This window comes from Vibrio sp. V03_P4A6T147, from assembly GCF_002241085.1.
Classification (GTDB): domain Bacteria; phylum Pseudomonadota; class Gammaproteobacteria; order Enterobacterales; family Vibrionaceae; genus Vibrio; species Vibrio anguillarum.
On the sequence record NZ_NDIO01000383.1, the window covers coordinates 1 to 4,167 of the forward strand.

Consider the following 4,167-nt stretch of genomic DNA (forward strand, 5'->3'; position numbering starts at 1 on the left):
CTCTTGACCTAATATCAACAAAGCTTTTTACTTAAAGCGATGACGTGCAGCAAAATAACAATTAAAGATGCCCATATGAAATGTACTATTTCTAGCCCTTACCCACTCGGTGCAACCCTTGATAACACAGGTTGCAATTTTGCTATTCATGCTCCAGCAAATAAACAGCTTCTACTCGCTCTGTTTGATCAACAGGGAAGTTTCACCACCCACGAGTTAGAGAATGAATATGCGGGCGTGAAGTACACTCATGTGCCAAACATTAAAGCAGGGCAAAAATACGGTTACCTCATTTTAAATGGTGACGAGCCGCACTATATTTCCGACCCCTACGCGAAGGCGATAGATAAAAACTTAGGCTATAAAACACCATTTAGTTCAAAAAAGAGTTTCGAGCTGCCTAAGTGTGTCGTGGTCGACGATCAATTCGATTGGCAATCAACTAAAAAGCCACACATACCTCGCGATAAGACTATTTTATTTGAGACCCATGTCAAAGGGGTGACCAAACTCAATCCACGAGTGCCTAAAGCAGAACAAGGTACTTATTTAGGCTTAATCAGTGAGGAGATGCTGGAGTTTTATCGCAAGCAAAACATCAACACACTACAGCTACTGCCCATCGCGGCTTGTATGCATGAGCCACATCTATTGGATATGGGCAAAGTCAACTATTGGGGATATAACCCCTACCTGTTTATGGTGCCAGATCCACGTTATGCGCAAAAAGATGCGGTAACGGAACTGAAAACGGCTATCAGAGAACTGCATCGTCACGGAATTGAAGTGATACTGGATGTGGTTTATAACCACTCAGCAGAGGGGGGCGAAGATGGGCCTATTTTCAATTTAAAAGCACTCGACCCTAAATATTATCTAAAACACGGCCAACATTACGCGAATTTTACCGGTTGTGGTAACACCATTGATCTCTCTTATCAACCCGCCCTTAACCTAGTTATGGACACGCTGCGCTACTGGGTTAGCGAATACCAAATCGATGGTTTTCGTTTTGATTTGGCCGCAACGCTTGGAAGAAATGGCGATAATTTCAGCCCCGATGCTGCGTTCTTTAAAGCGGTGGCGCAAGATCCAACATTAAAACGAGTCAAATTGATTGCAGAGCCTTGGGATATTGGTCCAAACGGTTACCAAGTAGGCAATTTTCCTTTCGGTTGGAATGAATGTAACGACAAATTACGTGATATCACACGCAGCTTTTGGCGCGGCGATCAAGGCTATTTAAAAGAGTTCGCCACACGCTTAATGGGCTCGCGCGACTTGTACAGTGCCGCCAACTGGCCCTACAAACTGACCGTCAATTACATCACTTATCATGATGGCTTCACCATGCAAGATTTGGTGTCATACAAGCATAAGCACAATGAAGCGAATGGTGAACAAAACCGAGATGGTCACGGTGACAATCGCTCCGACAACTATGGCGTCGAAGGCGAAACCGAGAACATGGTGATAAAAGCAACCCGCGAAAAGCAAAAACGCAATATGATGGCGAGCTTACTTTTTGCTTTTGGCATTCCTCATATTCTCACCGCGGATGTGCTTTCTCATACTCAGCAAGGTAATAACAACGCTTATTGCCAAGACAATGAGATCAGTTGGCTTGACTGGAACATGACCGAACGCAAAAGCTACTTCAAACATTGGTTGAGTCAAATGGTGGCGGCAAGACACCTTTATATGGTGCCCTTTATTCGTGCTTTTAGCGGTGAGGAACGTAATGCCAACCGCGTATTCTGGCGACGCGTGGATGGCACACTGATGGAACATGATGATTGGAACCGCTTAAGTTCTGTGGCGTTGCAAATGGGTATTGGATCGGATGGGGCTGAAATGCTCTATTTGATCAACCAAACCAATGCACCCGCTCGTTTTACTCTACCTAAAGATCGTAACCAAAACTGGGAAGTGATATGCGATACCAATTTACGTAACGTACAACCCGGCCATGCAGAAGGGGAGTTGTTACAGTCGCCCATATCAATGACAATTTTGCACTACCAACCTGAAGTATAAAATTAAGTGCTGTACATCACTACCGATAAGCAAAGAGATTACCAATAAACAAAGAGGCCCAATTGGCCTCTTTCTCTTCTCTAATTTTTGCTTTCAGAACATTACAAGAATGCTTTGAAAGGCAGCTCTGGTTCGTCGACAAAAATGTCTTTAAAGCCTCTGAAATGCTGGTAATGCATGCGTCCTTTGTCGGTTGGGTAGGTGTATTTTCCACCCACTTGCCAAAAGAATGGCGCAAAACCGTATTGCAGACGATCTTTTTTCATTTGCCACAATACTTCAATTTCACGCGGGTCATTTTGGAAGTTAGCCCAAATATCGTGATGGAATGGGATCACCACTTCACAATCTAACGCCTCGCCTGCGCGCAAAATATCAGATGCAGTCAGCTTATCTGTGATGCCTCGTGGGTTTTCACCGTATGAGAGCAGCGCCACATCAATCTTGTAGTCATTACCATGCTTGGCATAGTAGTTCGAATAATGCGAATCACCTGAATGGTAGATTGAGCCACCGGAGGTTTCCAATAAGTAGTTGACCGCGCGATCATCCATACCATCAAGAATCCCCTTATCATAAGATGAAACACCTTTAGGCAGCGTAATCAACGCAGTGCGATCAAAAGAGTCCAGCACTCGGATACTGATATCGCCGACTTCAATGCAATCACCCACTTTCGCCACAATGCAGCGCTCACTCGGTACTCCCCAGCCTTGCCACAGGTCAACGCAAGCTTGTGGCCCAATAAATTTCACATGCTCACCACAGTTTTGCAGCACAGCTGCTGCGACATTAATATCGATATGATCAGCGTGATCATGCGTCGCCAGTACCGCATCAATCTCTTTGATGCCAAATGGGTCCAACACAAAAGGAGACGTTCTTAAGTTGGGTTGCAGTTCACGCACGCCCCCCATACGCATCATCTGATGCTGTTGATTCATCAAGGCATTCTTTTGCGTTTTCTTACCCGTCCCACACCAAAAATCGATCGAAAGATTGGTATTACCGGCACTTTTTAGCCAAATGCCTGTACAACCAAGCCACCACATAGCAAAGGTGTTAGCTTCCACTTCGGTCTTTTCTATCTCTTCATTCAGCCAAGTTCCCCACTCAGGAAACGTACTGAGAACCCATGAATCGCGTGTGATTTCATCAATTTTACTCATAGCAACACCTTTTATTTCACGATCAGTTAGACAAATTTTGGATGTAGGGAGCCAAGCGTCTTAACCAAAGGTGAAGACACTGAGCCTGTGTTTATTATTAGAATGTGTAGAACGAAGTGCTTTCTATACCAGAATCACTTCTGTCCCCTGCTGTTGTAGCGCTTGGATAACTTGCGGATCGGCGGCTTTGCCAGTGATAACAATATCAACCTTGCTGGCGGGGCAAAATAGCATGCCCGTACGCTGCCCAACTTTAGAACTATCCACTACCACCACTAACTTACCGATTTGCTCTAGCATCTGTTGCTCGGCAACGGCGGTGAGCATATCGGTTTTGTATAGGCCATTTTCCGTCAGCCCTTTACCACTGGTGAACATCCAATGTCCGGCATAACCACCTAACGAATCAGGGGCGGGGTTGAGGAAAATGTTTTGTGCTTTGTTGTACTGCCCACCAATGATGATCACATCGTCGTGATCTTCATTGATAAGATAACTGGCCAGTGGGAAATAGTTAGTCACGATTTGAACATCTTGGCCACACAACTCTTTACCGAGCAAGAAGGCGGTCGAACCACAGTTAATTACCACACTGTCACCTGGGTTGCAGAGCTTAGCCGCAGCCATGGCAATCTGTGATTTTTCATGGAAATGATCCGTACTGTCGATATTTAACGGCGTCCACGCTCGCTTTCTAATCTCTAAACGTTCAGCACCATTGCGAACTTTCTTCAGCTTACCTAGCTCATCTAACTTAGAAATATCGCGGCGGGCCGTTGCTGGTGACACGTTAAATTTCTCAATAATATGCGTGACGTTGATGGTGCGCATATTGTCTAGCAAAGACAGTATCTCGTTATGTCTTTGTACTTCGTTCATGGTTATCACCTTATCTTTTCATCAAGTGATTACTTGGTGATTATTTATGATGTGTTTTGATTCTATTTCTCATCCATTACAA

The 4,167-nt window shown here is 44.7% G+C and carries 3 protein-coding genes; 1 reads left to right on the plus strand and 2 read right to left on the minus strand.

Translation table 11 applies throughout. The features are described 5' to 3' along the window. Positions 1–39: 39 nt before the first annotated feature. The gene (gene glgX / locus B9J84_RS14535; RefSeq protein WP_017048138.1) at positions 40–2,037 is read left to right on the plus strand and encodes a glycogen debranching protein GlgX; all 1,998 of its coding nucleotides are present in this window, start codon (positions 40–42) and stop codon (positions 2,035–2,037) included. A gap of 101 nt (positions 2,038–2,138) precedes the next feature. On the opposite strand, the gene ulaG is transcribed toward glgX, so the two are convergent. Together ulaG and ulaR are read right to left on the minus strand one after the other, a co-directional pair. Continuing rightward, the gene (ulaG, locus tag B9J84_RS14540) at positions 2,139–3,206 is read right to left on the minus strand and encodes an L-ascorbate 6-phosphate lactonase (protein WP_013868344.1); all 1,068 of its coding nucleotides are present in this window, start codon (positions 3,204–3,206) and stop codon (positions 2,139–2,141) included. A 123-nt stretch (positions 3,207–3,329) separates the two neighbouring features. Beyond that, the gene (ulaR, locus tag B9J84_RS14545; RefSeq protein WP_026027147.1) at positions 3,330–4,085 is read right to left on the minus strand and encodes an HTH-type transcriptional regulator UlaR; all 756 of its coding nucleotides are present in this window, start codon (positions 4,083–4,085) and stop codon (positions 3,330–3,332) included. Positions 4,086–4,167 lie beyond the last annotated feature (82 nt).

Coding starts and splice junctions, on each gene's coding strand:
- glgX (WP_017048138.1), top strand. CDS start 40: ATGACGTGCAGCAAAATAACAATTAAAGATGCCCATATGAAATGTACT.
- ulaG (WP_013868344.1), bottom strand. CDS start 3,206: ATGAGTAAAATTGATGAAATCACACGCGATTCATGGGTTCTCAGTACG.
- ulaR (WP_026027147.1), bottom strand. CDS start 4,085: ATGAACGAAGTACAAAGACATAACGAGATACTGTCTTTGCTAGACAAT.